Source organism: Sphingobium sp. VMM (genome assembly GCF_056790315.1).
This window is the reverse complement of the sequence record NZ_JBXGSI010000002.1, coordinates 17,600-35,549: the sequence shown is the minus strand read 5'-3', so window position 1 is coordinate 35,549 and position 17,950 is coordinate 17,600. Positions and strand designations below refer to the sequence as shown.

Sequence of the window (17,950 nt, the reverse complement as noted above, 5' to 3'; positions counted from 1 at the left end):
AGGACCACAGACGATCGGCCTGCGCGGAATTTAAGCGGACGGAGGAAAAGGTGCATGGGCCGTTCACTCATCGCGATAGTCGTCACAAGCCGCCAGTCCCTTCACGATCAGGCCATGAACAAAGGGAATGGACACGCCCAGCCGCTCCGCAATCTCCCGCAGCTTGTAACGGCCGATGCGGTGCATCTCTATGGCCAGCCGCTGGCGTTCGGGGAGGCGCGCCAAAGCCCTCTGCACCCGAGCCAGTTCCTGACGGGCGATCAGGGCCTGCTCCGTTCCTGGCGCATTGTCCTGCACCGTGCGTTCGGCCTCTTCCATATCGCCGCCTGCGATCCGATCATAGCGCCTTGTCCGGCGCAGGGCGTCGATCGCCAGGTTGCGGATCATCCGCCGCAGGAAGAGATCGGGATTCTGGATCCCATTCTGATCTTCGATCGATGCGAACGATATCCAGGCATCCTGTACGATATCTTCGGCCCTGGCCCGATCACCCAGGATGCTGGCGGCATAGTCAACCAGCGCCGGGCGCTGCGCCGCATATAATCGCGCTGCTATAGTCGCTTGTTTCAACGCCCGCGGCTCCTGCGAACATGCGCAAGGCCCGTCCGGCGAAGAGCATTTGCGATCGATTCTCAAAAAGGCGCATAGAGGAAGAGCCTGATCGCTGCAATCCATCCCGCCGCGGACGTTGAGTCGTTACCAACCACTGCCCCTGCCCATCAGCCAAAAAGCAAGGAACAACGGGGCATATGATTGAACGCGCCGCCCCGATAGTAGTCATGAACAAGCGGCACATGAGTTGTTGCGAACGATTATCAATGCACGTAATGCGTCGGCAGATAGCGATGCTCAACAACGCCGCCGCCCTTACGCGCCTGCTCCTGCAAGAGCGCACGTCGCTCCTGCGACTTGTCGAAAGCATATTGCGCGATCGGCCGGCAGCGGAAGACGTCACGCAAAGCCTCTGGTTCAGGGTGCAGCGTATCGAGGATGATCCGCCAATCCTGAACAAGCGGGCCTATCTGTTCAGGCTGGCAGCCAATCTGGCGAAGGATCGCATCAGGGCGGACGGCAGATATGCTGCCCTGTTCCACGCCGCCGATACGCTCTCCGAGGAAATCCCGGCTGACATGGTTGGAGCCGATACCGAACTGTCCGATCGCCAGCGTCTGGCCGTGACGATGCGCCTTCTGCCTCAGATCGCACAGGCAGCGCTTGAGGCTTTCCCGACAGGCTTGAACGAGCCCGAGCCGGGCGAAGCCGACGCCTATTCTTACGACATCGTCATCACCTATGCCGACGCGCTGCAGGACAAGCTCGCGCTCGGTCGCTTCCTTCTCGAACCGGGGGTCACGCTGCCATGAGCTTTCAATATTTCAGCGGTCAGGTTCGCGGCCTGCGCGGTCCCGGGCTGACCGCCGAACAGGCTGCGGATGTGGCGGTCGCCGTCGCGCTCGGACCGACGGTAGAAGAACATGGCGAGCGTATCGATGCCGCCGAAACCGAGCTTGCGACCAAGGCCAATGCGGGCGACGTGAACACCGGTCTCAACACCCTGCAAAGCAACCTTAACGGGGTTGATGGGCAGTCTGTCGCCCGCGATAATGCTCTCGGCGGCAGGATCGACGCCGCCGAAACCGCGATCGCGACCAAAGCCAATGCGGGCGACGTGAACACCGGTCTCAACACCCTGCAAAGCAACCTTAACGGGGTTGATGGGCAGTCTGTCGCCCGCGATAATGCTCTCGGCGGCAGGATCGACGCCGCCGAAACCGCGATCGCGACCAAAGCCAATGCGGGCGACGTGAACACCGGTCTCAACACCCTGCAAAGCAACCTGAACGGGGTTGATGGGCAGTCTGTCGCCCGCGATAATGCTCTCGGCGGCAGGATCGACGAGGCCGAAACCGAGCTTGCGACGGAGGGTGAAAAGCGCCTGGGTGCCGATAATCGCGGGTTCGATTATGTCGGCGCCATCGTCGCCTCTGTGCGGGCATTCGTTATCCGAATGGTTGGTAATGCCGAAAGCCGCCTTGAGGGCCGCGCGGACCTGCGCGCTATCGCGGCAAGGGATCTCATGCGAAAGCGCACGGGCGCGGTGCAGAGCCTGTCCATCGACATGACCGGCTCCATGCGCTCGGTGCGCCGTGAAGGCATGCCGGCGACCGCGCTGGAGATCGAAGACGTGATCTGGTCGGTCACCGGCAATGTCGTCGCGCTGCAGGCCGGGCGCACTGCGCTGCGCTCCGCCGGCCGGGCAATCTATCCGATCGGCAGTGTCTCGATTGATCCGATCGCCTCTGCTTCGATTGTCGGCGAAGCTGTAACGATCAATTATGTGGCGAACGCGGCGGCGGCTAGCTTCGCGCTTGCCGGAACGGGGCGCCTCGCCCATGCGCGCGCATCCACCGTCGTGGTGCGCGACGCGGCGACCGATGCCGTTCTGGTATTGGGCACCGATTATCTGCTCAACGCCGAGCAGGGTGCGATCCAGCGGGCTGCGGCGGGATCGGCGCTGGCTGTCGAAGTCGACTATGATTATTCGGAAGTGCGCTACGACCTGATCGAGACGGACATCAACGGCGCGCTGAGCGTCAAGAAGGGGACCGCGCGCAACCGCGATGTCGCCGAATATCTGCCGGCGCGATCGGCCGGGAAATATCCGCTGCTGATTGTGCGCGTCACCGCCGCCGGCATGACAATCTGGCGCTGGCAGGATCAGGAACGGTCGCAGGTTCAGGCGCCGGCGATCATCCAGCGGGGCCGCGCGAAGGTGCTCGGCAACTTCCATCGCGCATTGCGGGATGGCGGCACGGTTCGGATTGCCGGCTACGGGACGAGCCGGACGAATCTGGGCGGCGTGGCGGCATCGCTTTATGCGGCGAACGGGCAGCAGCGCGATCGCATGGCCGACAGCGGCTTCATGGCGGCGCAGGATGCCGCGTTCATCGCTACCCTGCCGCTGTTCGATCATGGTGACGGCGCTGGACAGGTCCATACACGCGTAGGCTGGAACTGGACGCTGAAGGCGGCGATCGAGCAGCGCTATCCCAATATCGTCGAATATCTCAATTTCGGGATCGGCGGGACCACCAGCGGCAACACCGACAATGGCGGGACGGTGCCGGCGCGCCTGGCCGGGTTGACCGGCAGCGGTGCGCATCTGGCCGTGATCGAATTCGGAATGAATGAATTGGGGTCTGCCGGGGCCGACACGATCGCCAACCTGATCGCGATCGGGGAAGCCTGCCGGGCAGCAAATATCGACCCTGTGTTTATCGCGCCCGCCCGGCCCAATGCGACCTATTCAGCGGACATTCTGGATCGATGGGTCGTAGAAAATCGGCAAATAGCCGCCGCTGCGGATTATCTCGCCGCCCCCTTCATCGATACAGCTTCGGTGTTCGGCGTCGATCGCCTGGGACCGCTCGACCCTCGCGACATGTGCGGCTCCAACCTCTTCAATCATGACAGCGTATTCGAGCTCGGCATGATCGGCCGGGCGCTCACCTCCATCGTTCTCGGCTGAAAGGATCTCCCATGCCTCGCCCTCTTCGCTCGCCTGCCTTTCCCAACGGCCTTGTGCGGTTCACGCCATCGGACCCGGATGAAGCCTATTTTGTCGATCACCCGAACCTTGTCGCGTGGATCAGCGGCAGCGGTCTGGCCATCCGGGAGATGGATAATATCTGGGATGATCTGGCCAAGGACACGCTGAGCTACCGGACCCCCGGCACCGTTGAAACCGGCGCCAAGCCGTCCATGGCCTTCGGCTCGCGGCCGACCATCCGGATCAATGGTGCGGCTGCGCGACTGCTCGGCTCGCTGACCATGCCTGCCAGCTTCACGGTCGCGACTTCCTTCGTGATGGATAACCCGGTGGGTTCCCAGCAACTCCTGGCCGCCCCGGCCAACAGCTCGCCGCGCATGTCCTTCGGGGCTCAGGGATCCGGGTATCTTCAGTTGAATTTCAACACCGGAAGCACCGTCGCGGCCGTCGCCCAGGGCGTAATACCGGCGGCGGCAAGCGTGGCATGGGCTGACTTCAATAGCTCCACCTTGACCGCGCGCCTTGGCCTCAACAATTTCACCAGCGGGGGCACCGTGCTTTTCGGCGCAGGGCACTCAACGCCCGCAGGCATTGGCATCGGCGCGTTTGGTGACGGCAGCCAGCCGATGACCGGCGACATCGGCGATCTGCTGATCTTCAATGCGGTCCTGTCCGATGCCGATCGCGGCAAGCTGCTGGCGATGCTGGGGCGTCGTTCGGGCATCGTTGTGGCCAACCTGCCCAACGTCTGAGCGCGACGCGCCTCGCATCACAGATAATACCATCCACCCACCAGCAGGCTGATGACGAGGAAGGCCGCGGTGACCATGACGAATGTCAGGTTATTGCGCGCTTCTTCGTCCAGGCCCAGCGGGCTGTTCATCGCATTGTTGGGATCGGCCTCCTGCTCGGCGCGATCGCGCTCCAGCAGGGCGTTCCATTCCTCGTCGCTCAGTTCCTGTGTTCGTTCGCGGGTCAAAGCATCCTCCTTGCGTCCTATGCCAACACGCCACGCAGGTGGCGGGTTTCATGCTGCGCCGGGCTTTCCAATTTTCAAAGGGGTATAGTGCCGGTGAGTCCTGTGTTTGAGGCCGTGGTGGCCAAATATAGCTGGATCTGGATAGGCCTGACGTTCGGCTTTGCCGCCAAATATGCGATGCTGATCAAACGCGGCATTAAAGTGCAGGCGCGGCTGGTGGTCGCCGATCTGCTGATCCTGCCCCTGGTGGCGCTCATTTCCTACTCGCTGTGCCGACAGGCCGGAGCAGAAGGCGAAGCGGCGGCGATGGTGACAGCCTTCGTCACCGTTTGCGCCGACCGGGTGATCAAGCTCTACACCGAGCGCTTCATGCGTCAGGTCGAGGCCGTCACGCTGCGCGACGTCGCCAAGGAAGTGATCGAGAGCAGCGGCGAACTGCGGCAGGCAGTCCAGAAGGTCGAAAGCGCAAAGGCCGTGGCGGCCCGTCCGGCACTGCCCGCTGATCATCAATCCTGAAATCAATAGGAGCATTCATGGACACGAAACCGGTGCAACTCCGGTTGCAAGCGGCTGGCCATTATTCCGGCCGGATCGATGGCGACTTCGGGCCGCTGAGCTATGGCGGCCTCTTCTCCTACACCGGCGGCGCTGCCAGTGCGCTTACGCGCGATCTGGGCAAGGCGGCGGCTGAGATGTTCCCGCGCTATGCTATCGTCACCCCGCTGCGCCTGGCGCACGCGCTGGCTCGCTGGGCGGTCGAGACGCGCGGCTTCCGCGTCATGGAAGAAGATCTGAACTATTCCGCCAAGCGGATCGTCCAGGTCTGGCCCAGCCGCTTCCCGACGATCGCCGACGCGCAGCCCTATGCCGGAAAGCCGCAGGCGCTGGCGAACAAGGTCTATGGCGGCCGCTATGGCAATGACAATGTCAATGACGGCTGGCTCCATCGCGGGCGGGGCCCGACCCAGTTGACGTTCGAGGACAATTACCGCCAGGCGAAGGACCTGACCGGCATCGATGTCGTCGCGAAGCCGGATCTGGTGTCCGAGCCTCACACCGGCCTGCTGGTCGCCTGCGCCTATTGGGATGCTCGCAAGATCAACGCTACCGCCGATCGCGACGATGTCGTCGCCGTGTGCCGTCTGGTCCAGGGCGGTACCGGCGGACTGGCTGAGCAGCGCGCCTATCTCGCGAAGTTGAAGAAGGTTCTGGGCGTATGAACGTCGGCAAGATCCTGATCTCCATCGCGCGCTTCGGATGGAAGAAGATCATCAGGCCCGCGGCTGTCGAGTACGGGCCGCAGATCGTCGCAGATGTGGTCAGGGATCGGGGAAAGCGTGCCCCTGACACGCGCCGCTATGACGATGGACCGCGCCAGGGGTCTGGCGGGGATAGCGACCCCGGCGAGGCATAGCAACCAGCGCGGACGATTCGGCGTCTATGCGAATCAACGCTGTTCGCATTATGTTCCGCGCATGCCGACGCTAAACAAGAACGACACCGCCATCATCAAATTGTCGCTTCAGATCCTTGCCAGTGCTCGCGATGACGGCTCGCAGCAGGCAATCAAGACGGATGCCGTTCGCTTAGCTTTGCGCTGCCTGCGTCCATATATGCGGGAGCAATGGCCGCTGCACACCTTCTGCGACTCCAGCGAAAGCGAGAATGAGCTTGGCCGAAGTGCGAGCACGACCGCCAGCTTGAACGGGGTCGTCCATCAACTGCGGTCGGCAGGGATTAAGGTGGATGAAGGGCTGGTTTAGATGACGGCCACGCTTGCGATGGCGGCGGCCTAATCTGGTTGCAGGGGCTGGATTTGAACCAGCGACCTTCAGGTTATGAGCCTGACGAGCTACCGGACTGCTCCACCCTGCGAAGTGCTTATACCAGATCCCCGGCGGCAAGGGAAACCCTATCGGGCCGCCTTGCACACACGCGCCAACCGCTGGCCGTTGTCCCATTTGGCCTCATACACAGCATACCCGCGCAGCAGCTGCTCGCAGACCAGGTGCTTATCGCCCGAGTAAACTTGCGCGACCGGCCGCACATAGCGGTCGCGCAGGCTGGTCCAATCAGAGATAAATCCGACCTGCATGGTTGACCGTGCTATAGTACGGAATGACACATCCCCAAATCGAACAAGCCAGCCATGCTCTCGTCGCTGAGGTGCAACGGCAGACCACCAGTCATCAGGCGTTTTATGACCCGGAGGGGGACTTCCATTTAAGCGCAACGGCAATGGTTCGCGCTGTTCTGACTTCTATCCGGAACCCGAATCCGGCGATGATCGAGGCGGGAGTGTTCGAGGGCGGAACCGACCCCAGTGATTCAGTCCATCGGATCTGGCAGGCGATGATCGACGTGATGCTTGAGGGGCATTGATTGGAGATGAAAACCCCGCCGCGAGGTGGTCGGGCGGGGTGGGGTTTGGACACGGGATTTCTTAAGCGGCTAAGCGAAATTGACCTACATCGAGGGACCGAAACGAAACCCGTTCGCCAGCCATAGCAAGTAGGTTCATTGCGTCAGCGGGCCAGTGGTCTTGGTCGTCGTCGTAGACCAAGATAGGGCGCGCGCGGATTTCAGGCGCCTGCTTCGCGTCCAGGCTCTTCACGATCGCCGCATTCACAGACGACAGGTCGGGACTTACAGCGTCCAACACTATGACTTCGTTCTCCGTCTGGAGGCCGAAATCAAACTTTTGCAATCGCGCCTTTCCGTCAACCTTGAAATCGGTGCGGCCAGTTGGATAGCGTGTCAGCATCGAGTTTTTCAGTCTCACGTCTAGCGGCAGGCCAGTCTTCACCTTCGCATGTGAGAGCATGAACGCAGCTGCGCGCAAGGAAGCGTCCGCTACCAGCGCAACGCCGACGCCGACCTGGGATGGGTCGATATCATGCCTGAAAATCTCCCCAGTCGGCATCAACTGGAAATCAGTTTCAGCCAGCATTCGCTTTACGCCGCCGTTAGATTTCAGTTCCCCACCGTGCCGCGCCAATTCATCAAAGGCAGCCCCGTTGTCGTGGATCGACAGCTTGCCATCGCGCAACTGGATGTGGACCCGTATAACAGCCCCGGAAGGCATCATGGTGTCTGCTTTGACGCTAAACCCGTCATGGACTGGCTTAAAGGCGCGCGCTTTGCAAAGCGCTTCCCTGATCTCCTGCCAATCCATTAGAAAAGTCCTCCTTGGTCCGGCCAACGCACCGGAAGCCAGCCCGGCGATTCTATGCCAACCCGATCTAAAAACCAAGTAAATGCCGCGTCCCTACCCTCGATTTCGGCGGGCAGCGGAACGCAGTACGGCATACTCGCTGCGACCCTAGCTGGCAGATGCCTGTTCATCGACCAATCATGAAAATGAGCACCCTCTATGGCTTCACCAGTGATGCGATTGTTGTGTTCTACGTCCAATCCTATGCACATTCTTGCGATGCAAGGCGGCGCTATGAGAACGGCAACCAAATATTCTCGGTCGGATGACTTCAAGGTCATTTCCAACTCAATTTGAGAGATTGCACCATTGGCTTCTATTGGGAGGCGAGCCTTCTGCTCACCCACGCGAGACGAATGATCGCGCCAAGCAGGCGCGGCAGGCAAGCGCTTCTCCCGATCGGAAAAGAACGCCTCAATCTCTTCTGCCGTCAACCGCTTAGCCCCCACTTATCCACAGCTAAATTCGCGCGCCCACTTAATCGATGTTCAACGTCAGCGGTCGATTCGGTCAAGCCGCATCCGCCTGTCGTCGCAAAAACACCTTTTCAAGATGAAGCGCGCGCTTTGTCCTCATCACGAGCCGCAAAGTCCCAAACCTCGTGAACAGGTCAGTTGGGTTCGGCATCGATGGCTGGGCCGGCATTCAGCCGGCCGGGAGTTGAAACATGGAAACGATGATCGAAGAGCGTTGGAAGCTGTATAAAAACGGTCTCTCGGATGCCAAAATCAGCGCCATTCAAAACGTTACTCGGAGCGCAATTGCGCAGTGGCGCAAGAGTCACTCATTGAAAAGTAACGTGCCTAAAATTTCGAACGGAAGGCAGTTGGCTCCTATGCGCCATCTTCTGACCGAACTTGGATGGGGTAAGAGAGCGATCGCAAAAAGCCAAAACGTTTCAACAACGGTGATTAAGGATTGGCGTCAGCGCCATAGTGTGAAACCTCGCCCCGGCACACGGGCGATGACTGAGAGGCAGAGGCACGATCAGATCCATTCGTTGCAGAAGCGGGTTGTCAAGGCCGTCGGTTACGGCTTGCCTTTTGACATTGCTGCTGACGCCGCGGCAGAGTTGATGCTGGCGGTGATCGAAGGAAACGTGCCGATCAACGCCATTGAGGAGCAGGGGCGCCGCTTCGGAAATCAGGCGCTGCAAAAGTATGCAAATGCCTTCACCACGAAATCCCTGGATAACGATCTTCCCGGGCATGATGGCCTTACACTGCTCGACACGTTAGTCGATGAGTCATCCTCAATCTGGCTGGAACAAATGGGGGCGACGATACACTGACGAGGAGTCGAGGTGCGGAAGGGGTTGGAATGTGGCCCCATCCGCACCCAGGCAAATCCCCTCTGACGCTAGTTTGCCAATGCGCCGCGTGACAAACCCAGAGCCTTCGCGCGATGCTATTTGATGGCCTGCCTCGTGGCGGCACAGATATCCCAGTCGTCTAGCAGTGGTCGCCCTTCACTCGCTTATGGGCGAGATCGCCATAAACCTGCAAAACGCGGGCAGCATCTTCTGCCGTCCGACAAACCACTATTGTGCCAAATCGCATGCCTTCGGAAAGCAGCGTGTAATGGATTCCTTCCTCTCGGCACCGCTGTTTCACGGCCTGTGGGGTATCATCGACGCACACCGCATTTGCGATCCCGTTCATGCATTCAACCACTCGGCTTCAGCGTCATCAAGCGCTTCAAAGCTGTCGCCCTCGGCGCCCGCGTCATGAAGGCGCTTCCTTAGATCGTCCGGCGTGAGAGATTTCTGAAACTTCGGATCGTTCTTGGCCTGCTTCGCCAGTGTGCCGATCCAGTCATCGCGGCCGGCCTGCTTTAGTAGCCAAGCTCCGAAAGCCTCGCCCTGCTCGTTGGTGTCCATGGGCGATTCTCCGTAAGTTTTCGGCACGACAATATCATCATCGGCGCGGGCCATCCAGCAGGCTGCCGGCCGGTAGCATTCCCTCCATAAGCATGTCGGCCCATTCCTGCGCCAGCTCGCGCCGTCGCGGCATGTAGGCGGCCCGGTTATAGGCCGCCTCCACCTTGTTAGTGGGGACGTGCGCCAGCATCAGGTCGATGATGGCCCGGTCAGGTGATGCACCCCGGTGCCCGGATGCTCGCCAAACTCGGTCGGCGCGCTCATTCATGACTGTGGAGAACGCCGCGCGCCAGCCGTGCGGCACATGCCGCCCGTGATACCCGACCCGGTTATAGAGATAGCCGATCGCGTTCTCACTCAATGGGCGATGCGCATGCCGCTGGCCCGGAAATACCAATCTTCCGCGACCGGTCAGCCGGCGCACCTCTCGCAGGATGTCGACGGCCTGCCAGGGAAGGGGCACGATGTGCTCGAAGCTTTCCTCATCCTTTCGATCAAGGATCAGCTTCATCCGGGCGGCTGGCACGCGCCAGATCGGCAAGCCCGGCCCGACCGCATCGCCGGTCCAGTCGATCCCCTCGAACTCATCCCACGACACGCCCCGCACGACGGCCGGACGCACGGCGGTCAGCGCAAGCAGCCGCGAGGCCAGTTTCGTGACCGGCGATGCGCCCGACGCCTCTGCCGCGACCAGAACGCCGCGAAGGTCCACGAGTTCGGTCAGCGCCGGCTGCTTGCCTTTCTTGGGCAGGGGCTTGAGCGCCTTCGTCACGATCGCGGCAGGATCGTCCTTGGCGATGCCCTCCGATATGGCGTAGCAGAAGACTGATGATATGCGCTGCCGCAGGCGTCGCGCGGTCTCGATTGATCCGCGGCCCTCCACCTTCCGCAGCGTCCCTAGTACCGTCGGCGCATCGATCTCATCTAGGGCGAGTTCGCCAAGGTGGGGAAAGACGTCGCGGGCCAGGCTGTTGATCACGTCATCGGCATGCACCGGTGCCCAGCGCGGAGCCTGCAGTTCATGCCAAGCGCGGGCGACCTCCTCGAAGGATAGCTTGCCCGCCCGCTCCAGCCGCTCGGCTTCTTTCACAGCCTTCGCCTTTGCCCTGGCGCCGGACGGGTCGACATGCTCGCGGATTTGCCGGCGTGCGTCGTCGCGCTTCTGCCGCGCCTCCGAGAGGGACACGTCAGGGTAGGGCCCGAAGGTCAGCAGCTTCTCCTGCCCCTGGAAGCGGAACTTCATGCGCCACGACCGCAGGCCTGTCGGCGCGACGTAGAGATAGAGGCCGCCAGAATCGGCCATCTTGTATGGCTTTTCCTTCGGCGCCGCCTTTCGCGCCTGTGCGTCGGTGAGCATCGATACCCCGATCCTGAATTTGATACCCCAGATCATGCCCCCTGATACCCCGCGTTTGGACGCTGACAGGTGAGAGAACATGAGAGAGAACATAACAGGAAGGGTGGCTGAAATCAGCCCCTTTGATGCTATTTGAAATGGGTTGAATAGGGGTATCTGGCGGAGCGGGAGGGATTCGAACCCTCGATACGCTTTTGACGTATACTCACTTTCCAGGCGAGCGCCTTCGACCACTCGGCCACCGCTCCGCAGAAACCCCATCGTCGCTGTAAGCGGCGTGAATCGGGTTCATATTCCATCGCACTGGAGGCGGCTCCCTATCGCGCGACAACGCACTAGGCAAGGGGATGCTTTACTTTCTTGCGCGGCAATTGTTTGATCGGGTCATGACCCTTCCCCGCCGTGCCGCGCTGCTCGCGCCCTTCATCGCCATCCTGCCCCTTGCCGTTGCCGATGCGGCCGATCCGCCGGCCACGCCCAGCGCGGTCGTGGCGCAGGCGCCGGCCAGTGCCTGGCGTGCCGTCCCGGCGCAGGATCTGCTGGTGATGACGATCGAGGGGGGCAAGCGCGTGCTGATCCAGCTGGCGCCGCAATTCGGTCCGCGCCATGTCGCCAATATCCGCGCGCTCGCCACCGCCCATTGGTGGGACGGCACGAGCATCAACCGGGTGCAGGACAATTATGTCGTCCAATGGGGCGACGCGACCGAAAAGAAGCCGCTGCCCGCCGGCCTCGCGCCAACCAGTCCGGCCGACTATGCCCAGTCGCTTGGAGGCATGAAGGCGAAGCTGACGCCGCTGCCCTATCCTGATCCCTATGCGCGCGCGACCGGCTTCATCGATGGCTGGCCGGTGGCGATCGACGGGGACGCGGCCTGGCTGCCGCACTGCTATGGCATGATCGGCGTCGGCCGCAACATGTCGCCCGACGCCGGCACGGGCGCGGAACTCTATACCGTCATCGGCCAGGCGCCGCGCCAGCTCGATCGGAACATCGCCGTCGTCGGTCGCATCGTCGAGGGGATGACGGCCCTCACCAGCCTGCCGCGCGGCAGCGGTGATCTGGGCTTCTACACCGATGCCGAGCGCAAGCTGCCGATCGTCTCGGTGCGCCTCGCAAGCGATCTGCCGCAGGCGGAGCAGCCACATGTCCAGGTGATGGATACCGGCTCGGCCAGCTTCGCCGACTATCTGCGGCTGCGCGCCAACCGCAAGGATGATTTCTACGACCGGCCGGCGGGTGGCGTCGATCTGTGCAATGCGCCGGTGCCGGTGCGATTGGCGCCCTAAATAGGAAGATCGCGCAGCCGATAGCCGCGCCAGTCGCGGATGCGGCGGATGGCGAAGCTGGTGCGGATCGCCGACACGCCGGGCAGGCGGGCGAGGCAATCGCGGTGGACCGCGTCGAAGCCCTTGAGGTCGGCGGCGGCGACCCGCAGCAGATAGTCGGCCTGGCCCGCCATCAGATGGCATTCCAATATTTCCGGGAAGCCCGCGACCGCCGTTTCGAACCGTTCCATCGCCTCGCGGCTCTGGCTGGTCAGCGAAATTTCGACAAAGGCCTGGAGTGTCAGGCCGAGCGCCGCCGGATCGAGCCGGGCGGCATAGCCCTCGATCATGCCGGCATCCTCCAGCGCGCGGATGCGGCGATGGCAGGCGGAGGAGGAAAGGCCGATCTGCTCGCCCAGCTCGTTCATCGACCGGCGGGAATCGCTCTGCAGCGCCTCCAGCAACGCGATGTCGAACCGATCCATGCAATGTCATCCCGATGAAATAAGATTTTGCGATATATCGTCCTGCATGCGGGCGATCGCAAGCGCAAATCAGGGAACAATCGCCACCTGCTTGGCGATATGATGGGGCCACAACCGGCGGGGCTGCGTTGTCCTTTCAGGATGGGCCATCCCGCTGCAAAATGGAGAGCGTCTCATGATCGTCGGCACCGTCAAGGAAATCAAGAATCACGAATATCGCGTCGGCCTGACCCCCGAGAGCGTCCATGAACTGACGGCCCATGGCCATGAGGTTCTGGTCGAGACCGGCGCGGGTGAGGGCATTGGCGCGCATGACGCGCTCTATGAGCGGGCCGGCGCCATCATCATCGCGACGGCCGCCGAAGTGTTCGCGCGCGCCGAGATGATCGTCAAGGTGAAGGAGGCCCAGGCTGTCGAGCGGGCGATGCTGCGCCCCGGCCAGATCCTCTACACCTATCTCCACCTCGCGCCCGATCCGGAGCAGACCCGCGACCTGATCGCCTCAGGTGCGACCTGCATCGCCTATGAAACCGTGACCGACGCCAGCGGCGGCCTGCCGCTGCTGAAGCCCATGAGCCAGGTCGCTGGCCGCATGTCGATCCAGGCCGGTGCCACAGCCCTTGAAAAGGCGCATGGCGGCCGCGGCGTGCTGCTGGGCGGCGTGCCGGGCGTGCTGCCGGCCAAGGTCGTCGTGATCGGCGGCGGCGTCGTCGGCTTCAACGCGGCGCAGATGGCGGCCGGCCTTGGCGCCGACGTCACCATTCTCGACCGCAATCCCGAAGTGCTCGAAAAGCTCGGCATGTATTTCGAGGCGCGCGCCAAGACCCGTTTCTCGAACCGCGCAAACCTGGCCGAATGCGTGGCCGAGGCGGATCTGGTGATCGGTGCGGTGCTGATTCCGGGCGCCGCCGCGCCCAAGCTGGTCAGCGCCGACATGCTCAAGACCATGAAGAAGGGCGCGGTGCTGGTCGACGTCGCGATCGACCAGGGCGGCTGCTTCGAAACCAGCCATGCCACGACCCATGCCGACCCGACCTACATCATCGACGGCATCGTCCATTATTGCGTCGCCAACATGCCCGGTGCGGTCGCCCGCACCAGCACCTATGCGCTCAATAACGTCACCCTGCCGCACGCGCTGCGCATCGCCGAACTGGGCTGGAAGGACGCGCTGCGCCGCGATCCGCACCTGCTCGCGGGCCTCAATGTCTGGGACGGCAAGGTCACCTACAAGGCCGTCGCCGACGATCTGGGCCTGCCCTACACCCCGGCGGAAGACGCGATCGCCTGATCGCGCCGCCCCTGTTTCCCGGCGTCCCCGACAGGCGCCGGGCAAAAGGACGCCAGCCCTCCCTTGCGGGGCTGGCGTCCTTTTATTTTGCGCCGTTTTTCGTCTGGCGCGACGTCGCGTCGCCGGGCTTTGTTTCCCGATTGTCAAATAAACGCCATGGATTCTCTTGCGGGTTCCAAGACCTCGTTCGTCTAGTCGGGCAGGGGGACATGACCACATGCCCCCCATGCATCCTGGTTCCGCCGAAGAGAGGCATGGTTTAACATCATGGTCGATTTCCCCACATTCGCCGCCTTGATCCAAAAAGGCGATCGCTCCATCATGCGCGCCGGTCGCGCACTGCAGAAAGGGGCGTGCTGATGTCCGGTGATATCATGACCTGGCTCGTGCCACTGGTTGCCATGCTGGCCGCCGGCCTGCTCGCCGGCTTTGCCGCCGGCATCTTCGGCATCGGCGGCGGCTTCGTCGTCGTGCCGGCGCTGCTGGTCGTGCTGCCGCTGCTGGGCGGGACGAAGGACGGCATCGCCCATGTCGCGATCGGCACGTCGGCTGCGACGATCATCCTGACCTCCATCCGATCGCTGCTGGCGCATTCCAAGCGCGGGGCGGTGGAGTTCGACGTCCTCAAGACATGGGCGCCCTGGATCATATTGGGCTGCGGCGCGGGCGTCGTGCTGGCGGGCCATGTCGATGGCCGGACGCTCAAGATGATCTTTGGCGCAGGCGTCATCCTGATGTCGCTCAACTTCCTGATCCCGGTGCTGAACGGCAAGGTGATCAGCGACCAGATGCCGTCGGGGCTGGCGCGCATCGGCATTGCAGGCGGGTTGGGCACCTTTTCCTCGCTGCTGGGCATCGGCGGCGGCACCATTGCCATCATGACGATGACGCTGTGCGGCCGCACCATCCACCGCGCCATCGCCACCGCATCGGGCATCGGCACGCTGATCGCCATCCCGACCACCATCGGCTTTGCCATCATCGGCTTCCGCGAAGGCGGCCTGCCCTGGGGTTCGCTGGGCTATATCAACATCCCCGCGACGATAGCGATCGCATCGATGTCGATGCTGACCGCGCCGCTGGGCGTGGCCGCCGCCCACAGCCTGCCCGCCGGGCCGCTGAAGAAGATTTTCGGCGTCTATCTGCTGATCATCGGTGCGCTGATGCTGCGCGCGGGGCTCAAGATCTGATAATGATCTGATAATCCGGCTGTATTTCTTAACGGCCGCCAGTGACCGCCTTAACAGGCTTTGTCACTGGCGGCCGTTCGCGCTATCTGACAGGCGGTGAAGATGGCGCAAACCGACCCGATTTCCGTGCTGCTGGTGGAAGATGACCCGGCGGCCCGCGCCAATATTGCCGAAATCCTCGCCCGCGCCGGCATGGTCGTCGACCTGGCCGAGGATGGCGCCGAAGGGCTCAAGCGCGCCGCATCGGGCCGCTATCATGTCATCATCCTCGATCGCACCCTGCCGCATCTTTCGGGCATCGACGTGGTGACGCGCATGCGCGTCGCCGGGATCGAGGCGCCGGTGCTGATGCTGTCCGCGCTCGGCCGCAGCGAGCATCGGGTCGAGGGGCTGGAAAGCGGCGTCGATGACTATATGGCCAAGCCCTTCGAGCCGGACGAACTGGTCGCCCGCGTGCGCGCTTTGTGGCGCCGGGCCGGGCGGTTGCAGCAGGATTCGGTGCTGCTGTTCGGCGACCTGGAATGCCATGTTAAGGCGCGCACCGCCCATCGCGCGGGCCGCCATGTGCCGCTGTCGCCCAAGGAATTCGCGCTGTTCCGCTACCTCATGGAACATGCCGGCGAAGTGGTCACGCGCGAAATGCTGCTGCGCCATGTGTGGAAACTCAGCTTCGATCCCCAGACCAACGTCGTCGACGTCAATGTCGGCCGCCTGCGCCGCAAGCTGGAGGAAGGGTTCGATAGCGTCGTGCTGGAGACGGTCTGGGGCACCGGCTATCGGTTGATCGCCGCCCATGGCTAGGTTCGGCCTGCTGCGCTCGGTCTTCGGCCGGGTCACGCTGTCGGCCCTGCTGGTCAGCCTGGCGTCCACGCTGGTGCTGTTCCTGGTGGTCGAACGGATCGTCGAGACCGACGGGCGCGTGATGCTGGGGCGAGAGGTCGATACCGATCTGGCGGGCCTGGCCGACATCTATGTCAGCAGCGGCGAGGCGGAATTGAGGGCGCGGATCGCCGATCGGCTGGCGATGGAGCGCGGCGACAGCGAAAAGGCCTATTATCTGCTCGCCGATGCGGCCGGGCGCCGGGTGGCGGGCAATATCGATCACTGGCCCGCCTTGGCGTCCGAAGTGTCCGAGGCCCGGCTGATTCGCCTGCCGGGCGGCGACCGCATGTTCGCGCGGGCGACGCTGCTTGGCCCCGACACCCGGCTGATCGTCGGGCGCAGCAATGTTCGGGCGCGGGCGCTGCAGACCCGGCTCGCCATCGCCTTTGCCATCGCCGGGGCCATCGTCGCCCTGCTCAGCCTTGCCGCCGGCCATTTCGCGGCGCGCCGCCTGCGACGCCGGGTCGAACGGATCAACCATGTCTTCGACGCGGTGCGCGCCGGCGATATCGGTGCGCGCGCACGCGCCACCGGGGCGAGCGACGAACTGGCTGAACTGGCCGCCAACACCAATGCGATGCTGGATCAGGTGCAGCGGTTGATGGAGGCCCAGCGCTCCGTGTCGGATCAGACCGCGCACGAGATCCGCACCCCGCTGATGCATCTCGACACGCGTATCCTGAAAGCGATGGAACGGACTGGGGATGAGGGGCTGTTGCGCACCCTGGGGCGGTCGCGCGACGAGATACGCAGCGTCGTGCGCTTGCTCGATTCCCTGCTCGACATTGCCGGCACCCAGGCGCTGCGCGGCGATCGCCGGGGCCTTGCCGATGTCGACCTCAGCGAGATTGCCGACAATCTGGCGGACCTTTATGGCGCCAGCGCGGAGGATCTGGGCATCGCCTTCAACGCGATGGTGGCGCCGGGCATATCTTTCCGCGCCGATCCGATGCAGATCACCCGGCTCTTGTCCAACCTGCTCGACAATGCGTTCAAATATGTGCCGCGCGGCGGCAGCGTGCTGCTCAGCCTGGCGCCGGGCCCGCTCATCATCGTGCAGGATAATGGCCGGGGCATCCCGGCCGATGCGCGCGAACTGGTCTTCGACCGCTATGTCCGGCTCGATCCGTCGCCCGGCAGCGGCCATGGTCTGGGGCTGGCGCTGGCCCGTGCGATTGCCGAACGCCATGGCCTGACCATCCATGTCGAGGATGCCGCGCCCGGCGCCCGCTTCGTCGTGCAGCCGGAGATGGCGGATGATTAGGCTCTTCCTGCCCCTGCTGATGCTGGGCGTCGGTCCGGTCGCGGTGGTCGAGGAGCCGATGCCGACCGATGCGCTGATGCGCACCCTGGCGGAGGGGGATCTGGCGCAGGCGCGCGGCGATCAAGCCGCACTCGCGGCGGCGGCCGACACTCTCAAGCTGCTCGGCGCGCGCCCGGCCGAGGGGCAGGATGACCTGTCCACCCTCTGGTCGCAGCAGGCGCAGGCCGGCGGCGCCGTCCATGCAGGGCCAGTCTATCGCGGTCGCGCGCTCGGCCCCGCCTATCGCCGCGGGTCTCTGGCGGCGGGCGGGCGGGTGACGCTGCGCCAGCTGTTCCTTGCCGGCCAGCGCGCGCAGATTTCGGTGGCGCGCGCCACCGGCATGGCGGCATCCCTGTCGGTCCGGGTGCGCAATGCCGATGGCGGCACGCTGTGCGCCAAGCCGGTCGCCGCGCCGCAGGCCGATTGCGCCTGGCTACCGCTGTTCACCGAACGCTATGCGATCGAGATAGAAAATGGCGGCAGCGCGCCGGCGACCTTCTATCTGGTGATCCGCTGATCTGATCCCAATTGCCTGAAAACAGGGCGGAAAAG

21 protein-coding genes and 2 tRNA genes are annotated in these 17,950 nt (G+C 63.2%); 14 read left to right on the top strand and 9 right to left on the bottom strand.

What is annotated here, in order from left to right; translation table 11 throughout:
* Nucleotides 1-63 precede the first annotated feature (63 nt).
* The gene (locus ACUCV3_RS02885; protein ID WP_048938492.1) at nucleotides 64-570 is read right to left on the bottom strand and encodes an RNA polymerase sigma factor; all 507 of its coding nucleotides are present in this window, start codon (nucleotides 568-570) and stop codon (nucleotides 64-66) included.
* Nucleotides 571-818: 248 nt separating this feature from the next.
* Here ACUCV3_RS02885 and ACUCV3_RS02880 point away from each other — a divergent pair, with 248 nt between their 5' ends.
* The 3 genes from ACUCV3_RS02880 to ACUCV3_RS02870 are packed head-to-tail and all read left to right on the top strand — an operon-like array spanning nucleotide 819 to nucleotide 4,302.
* Nucleotides 819-1,364 carry an RNA polymerase sigma factor gene (locus ACUCV3_RS02880; protein ID WP_482240380.1) on the top strand — a complete coding sequence of 182 codons (546 nt, stop codon included), beginning with the start codon at nucleotides 819-821 and terminating at the stop codon, nucleotides 1,362-1,364.
* Entirely contained in the window at nucleotides 1,361-3,529 is a 2,169-nt protein-coding gene (locus tag ACUCV3_RS02875; protein WP_122928239.1) for an SGNH/GDSL hydrolase family protein, read from the top strand. Before ACUCV3_RS02880 ends, ACUCV3_RS02875 begins: the two co-directional genes overlap by 4 nt.
* 11 nt (nucleotides 3,530-3,540) lie before the next feature.
* Entirely contained in the window at nucleotides 3,541-4,302 is a 762-nt protein-coding gene (locus ACUCV3_RS02870; protein ID WP_122928238.1) for a LamG domain-containing protein, read from the top strand.
* A 17-nt stretch (nucleotides 4,303-4,319) separates the two neighbouring features.
* Here the strand turns inward: ACUCV3_RS02870 and ACUCV3_RS02865 are convergent, their stop codons facing one another.
* A complete protein-coding gene (locus ACUCV3_RS02865; protein WP_048938495.1) occupies nucleotides 4,320-4,529 on the bottom strand; it encodes a hypothetical protein in 210 nt (69 codons plus the stop codon).
* A gap of 93 nt (nucleotides 4,530-4,622) precedes the next feature.
* Here ACUCV3_RS02865 and ACUCV3_RS02860 point away from each other — a divergent pair, with 93 nt between their 5' ends.
* The 3 genes from ACUCV3_RS02860 to ACUCV3_RS02850 all read left to right on the top strand — a co-directional run bounded on the left by ACUCV3_RS02860 (nucleotide 4,623) and on the right by ACUCV3_RS02850 (nucleotide 6,292).
* A complete protein-coding gene (locus tag ACUCV3_RS02860) occupies nucleotides 4,623-5,045 on the top strand; it encodes a hypothetical protein (protein WP_137405267.1) in 423 nt (140 codons plus the stop codon).
* A 17-nt stretch (nucleotides 5,046-5,062) separates the two neighbouring features.
* A complete protein-coding gene (locus ACUCV3_RS02855; protein ID WP_122928237.1) occupies nucleotides 5,063-5,749 on the top strand; it encodes a glycoside hydrolase family 19 protein in 687 nt (228 codons plus the stop codon).
* 138 nt (nucleotides 5,750-5,887) lie between these two features.
* Nucleotides 5,888-6,292: a hypothetical protein gene (locus ACUCV3_RS02850; protein WP_137405265.1), complete on the top strand. Its 405-nt coding sequence runs from the start codon at nucleotides 5,888-5,890 to the stop codon at nucleotides 6,290-6,292.
* Between the two features lie 35 nt (nucleotides 6,293-6,327).
* Here ACUCV3_RS02850 and ACUCV3_RS02845 read toward each other — a convergent pair.
* A tRNA-Met gene (locus tag ACUCV3_RS02845) sits at nucleotides 6,328-6,404 on the bottom strand.
* Nucleotides 6,405-6,647: 243 nt separating this feature from the next.
* Here ACUCV3_RS02845 and ACUCV3_RS02840 point away from each other — a divergent pair.
* Complete coding sequence (locus ACUCV3_RS02840) at nucleotides 6,648-6,911, top strand: hypothetical protein (protein ID WP_122928233.1); 264 nt, start codon at nucleotides 6,648-6,650, stop codon at nucleotides 6,909-6,911.
* Nucleotides 6,912-6,972: 61 nt separating this feature from the next.
* Here the strand turns inward: ACUCV3_RS02840 and ACUCV3_RS02835 are convergent, their stop codons facing one another.
* Together ACUCV3_RS02835 and ACUCV3_RS02830 are read right to left on the bottom strand one after the other, a co-directional pair.
* Nucleotides 6,973-7,704, bottom strand: a complete 732-nt coding sequence (locus tag ACUCV3_RS02835; protein WP_122928232.1) for a hypothetical protein — start codon at nucleotides 7,702-7,704, stop codon at nucleotides 6,973-6,975.
* Nucleotides 7,704-8,177, bottom strand: coding sequence for a hypothetical protein (locus ACUCV3_RS02830; protein WP_137405264.1), 474 nt, complete (start codon nucleotides 8,175-8,177; stop codon nucleotides 7,704-7,706). The genes ACUCV3_RS02835 and ACUCV3_RS02830 overlap by 1 nt, the downstream gene beginning before the upstream one ends.
* A gap of 233 nt (nucleotides 8,178-8,410) precedes the next feature.
* Here ACUCV3_RS02830 and ACUCV3_RS02825 point away from each other — a divergent pair, with 233 nt between their 5' ends.
* Nucleotides 8,411-9,034 carry a hypothetical protein gene (locus tag ACUCV3_RS02825; protein ID WP_137405263.1) on the top strand — a complete coding sequence of 208 codons (624 nt, stop codon included), beginning with the start codon at nucleotides 8,411-8,413 and terminating at the stop codon, nucleotides 9,032-9,034.
* Between the two features lie 366 nt (nucleotides 9,035-9,400).
* Here ACUCV3_RS02825 and ACUCV3_RS02820 read toward each other — a convergent pair whose 3' ends face one another.
* The 3 genes from ACUCV3_RS02820 to ACUCV3_RS02810 all read right to left on the bottom strand — a co-directional run bounded on the left by ACUCV3_RS02820 (nucleotide 9,401) and on the right by ACUCV3_RS02810 (nucleotide 11,227).
* Nucleotides 9,401-9,676, bottom strand: a complete 276-nt coding sequence (locus tag ACUCV3_RS02820; RefSeq protein ID WP_278376794.1) for a hypothetical protein — start codon at nucleotides 9,674-9,676, stop codon at nucleotides 9,401-9,403.
* Nucleotides 9,660-11,015 carry a tyrosine-type recombinase/integrase gene (locus ACUCV3_RS02815; protein ID WP_313039313.1) on the bottom strand — a complete coding sequence of 452 codons (1,356 nt, stop codon included), beginning with the start codon at nucleotides 11,013-11,015 and terminating at the stop codon, nucleotides 9,660-9,662. Before ACUCV3_RS02815 ends, ACUCV3_RS02820 begins: the two co-directional genes overlap by 17 nt.
* Before the next feature lie 121 nt (nucleotides 11,016-11,136).
* Nucleotides 11,137-11,227 (bottom strand) — tRNA-Ser (locus ACUCV3_RS02810).
* 138 nt (nucleotides 11,228-11,365) lie between these two features.
* Here ACUCV3_RS02810 and ACUCV3_RS02805 point away from each other — a divergent pair.
* Nucleotides 11,366-12,268, top strand: coding sequence for a peptidylprolyl isomerase (locus tag ACUCV3_RS02805; protein ID WP_048939360.1), 903 nt, complete (start codon nucleotides 11,366-11,368; stop codon nucleotides 12,266-12,268).
* Here ACUCV3_RS02805 and ACUCV3_RS02800 read toward each other — a convergent pair.
* Nucleotides 12,265-12,732, bottom strand: coding sequence for an Lrp/AsnC family transcriptional regulator (locus ACUCV3_RS02800; RefSeq protein ID WP_017498975.1), 468 nt, complete (start codon nucleotides 12,730-12,732; stop codon nucleotides 12,265-12,267). The genes ACUCV3_RS02805 and ACUCV3_RS02800 overlap by 4 nt on opposite strands.
* Nucleotides 12,733-12,907: 175 nt before the next feature.
* Between ACUCV3_RS02800 and ald the strand changes: the two genes are divergently transcribed.
* The 5 genes from ald (at nucleotide 12,908) to ACUCV3_RS02775 (ending at nucleotide 17,915) form a co-directional block, all read left to right on the top strand.
* Nucleotides 12,908-14,023 (top strand): alanine dehydrogenase, encoded by a 1,116-nt coding sequence (gene ald / locus ACUCV3_RS02795; RefSeq protein ID WP_482240379.1) that lies wholly within the window; start codon nucleotides 12,908-12,910, stop codon nucleotides 14,021-14,023.
* Between the two features lie 359 nt (nucleotides 14,024-14,382).
* Nucleotides 14,383-15,213, top strand: a complete 831-nt coding sequence (locus ACUCV3_RS02790) for a sulfite exporter TauE/SafE family protein (protein WP_004208288.1) — start codon at nucleotides 14,383-14,385, stop codon at nucleotides 15,211-15,213.
* Between the two features lie 102 nt (nucleotides 15,214-15,315).
* Nucleotides 15,316-16,014, top strand: coding sequence for a response regulator transcription factor (locus ACUCV3_RS02785; protein WP_048939358.1), 699 nt, complete (start codon nucleotides 15,316-15,318; stop codon nucleotides 16,012-16,014).
* Nucleotides 16,007-17,359 (top strand): sensor histidine kinase, encoded by a 1,353-nt coding sequence (locus ACUCV3_RS02780; protein ID WP_048939357.1) that lies wholly within the window; start codon nucleotides 16,007-16,009, stop codon nucleotides 17,357-17,359. The genes ACUCV3_RS02785 and ACUCV3_RS02780 overlap by 8 nt, the downstream gene beginning before the upstream one ends.
* Nucleotides 17,352-17,915 carry a hypothetical protein gene (locus tag ACUCV3_RS02775; protein ID WP_026108717.1) on the top strand — a complete coding sequence of 188 codons (564 nt, stop codon included), beginning with the start codon at nucleotides 17,352-17,354 and terminating at the stop codon, nucleotides 17,913-17,915. Before ACUCV3_RS02780 ends, ACUCV3_RS02775 begins: the two co-directional genes overlap by 8 nt.
* The last annotated feature ends 35 nt before the right edge of the window (nucleotides 17,916-17,950 follow it).